The organism is Antarctobacter heliothermus (assembly GCF_900188425.1).
GTDB lineage: Bacteria > Pseudomonadota > Alphaproteobacteria > Rhodobacterales > Rhodobacteraceae > Antarctobacter > Antarctobacter heliothermus.
Genome location: NZ_FZON01000142.1, coordinates 1 through 1,554 on the forward strand (window position 1 = coordinate 1; position 1,554 = coordinate 1,554).

Below are 1,554 nucleotides of genomic sequence, written 5' to 3' on the forward strand. Positions count from 1 at the left end.
GGCTCAATGAGATTGATGATCTCTCGCCGGAGCAGAGGCTTGAAACCGGACGCCTTCTGGCCGGGCAGCCATCTCTGGAAGCAGTGATTGATTTGCTCCAGGCGCGCGTCCGAACGACGCGCGCTTGTCCCCCTTGTACTGCGGGCGGGATGGTGATCCGTGGTCGCGCCAATTGTCTGAGCCGGTGCTATTGCAACAGCTGCGGCAAAACATCCAACGGGCTCACGGGAACACCGCTTGCCCGCCTGCGGCAAAGGACCGCTGGGCAGAATTTGCCGCCTCTTTGAGTGATGGCGATACGGTGAAGGTCTCGGCTGAGCGCTGTGCGGTGGCCGGTAGTACTGCTTTTCGGTGGCGTCACCGCTTCCTGCAAGCAGTTCTGCAACCGGTTCTCGATCCAGATGCTCTGTTGGTCACCGATGGCTGCACCAGCTACCTCACAACATGAGTGACAAGGGCCTATGGCAGCACACTTCCTCATCTACTCGAGCCGAAGGTCTGCAATGGAGGCGATGATGCGGCTATCGGTGTCGTCGCTGTCGGCTGAGGCCGGTCCGGTAAATTGACCGGGCATTTCTAAGACTTCGGCGTGTCACACCTCTTGTCCTGACAGGTCGCTCAAAATTGGACAATCGGGCCGATCATCACCCTGACACGAGTTGACCAAGTAAGATAACGTGTCGCGCATTGTCCGCAACTCGGTGATTTTCCGGCCGATTGTTTTCAGATGGTCCTTGGCAATGGCCTTCACCTGAGCGCTTTCGCGCGTCTCGTCCTCGTATAGGCTGAGCAATGTTCGACAGTCCTCAATAGAAAACCCCAGCGCGCGAGCACGGCCGAGAAAGGCCAATTTGTGCAGGTCGGTTTCGCGAAAGGCGCGATAGCCGTTGTCGCTGCGCTGCGGCTTGACAAGGCCGATATCCTCATAGTAGCGGATTGTTTTAGGCGAAATGCCTGACCGCTCTGCGACTTCTCCGATATTCATATTCCAAGGCTCCTATTCAGCAGGCTGCGTCTGGGGCGATACTCGCGGTGCGTTCTGAATCTTCTCTTCACGCATGGCCGGGACGATGCGGCGCAGACGCAGGGCGTTGGTCAGAACCGAAACTGATGAAAGCGCCATGGCACCCGCCGCGAAGACCGGCGAAAGAAGATAGCCGAAAGCGGGATAGAGAACGCCCGCTGCGACAGGAATCAGCGCAACATTGTAGCCAAATGCCCAGATCAGGTTTTGGCGTATGTTAGACATCGTGCGGTTTGAGATTTCGACCGCGTTCACCACGCCACGTAGATCACCGGACATCAATACGACATCGGCAGATTCAATGGCCACGTCGGTGCCGGTTCCAATGGCGATCCCGACATCCGCGTGGGCCAAGGCCGGAGCATCGTTGATACCGTCGCCAACGAAGGCGATCTTGCGTCCACCGGCGCGCAGATCATCCAAAGCAGCAACCTTGCCATCCGGCAGAACCCCGGCAATGACGTGGTCAATGCCTGTTTCGCGGGCGATAGCCTCCGCCGTCTCGCGTTTATCGCCAGTGATTATCGCAA

2 protein-coding genes and 1 pseudogene are annotated in these 1,554 nt (G+C 57.9%); 1 reads left to right on the forward strand and 2 read right to left on the reverse strand.

All coding sequences use genetic code 11. The annotated features are described in order from the left end of the window. Positions 1–436: pseudogene (locus CHB90_RS25910) on the forward strand (transposase); the annotation flags it as partial. Positions 437–592: 156 nt separating this feature from the next. Here the strand turns inward: CHB90_RS25910 and cueR are convergent. After that, positions 593–985, reverse strand: a complete 393-nt coding sequence (cueR, locus tag CHB90_RS25915; protein ID WP_089280559.1) for a Cu(I)-responsive transcriptional regulator — start codon at positions 983–985, stop codon at positions 593–595. Positions 986–997: 12 nt separating this feature from the next. Then, positions 998–1,554, reverse strand: a 557-nt coding sequence (locus tag CHB90_RS25920; RefSeq protein ID WP_141135996.1) for an HAD-IC family P-type ATPase, incomplete at its 5' end; no start/stop codon positions are given.

What these genes read in the sequence shown, in the direction of transcription:
- cueR (WP_089280559.1), bottom strand. Translation starts at nt 985, where the DNA reads ATGAATATCGGAGAAGTCGCAGAGCGGTCAGGCATTTCGCCTAAAACA.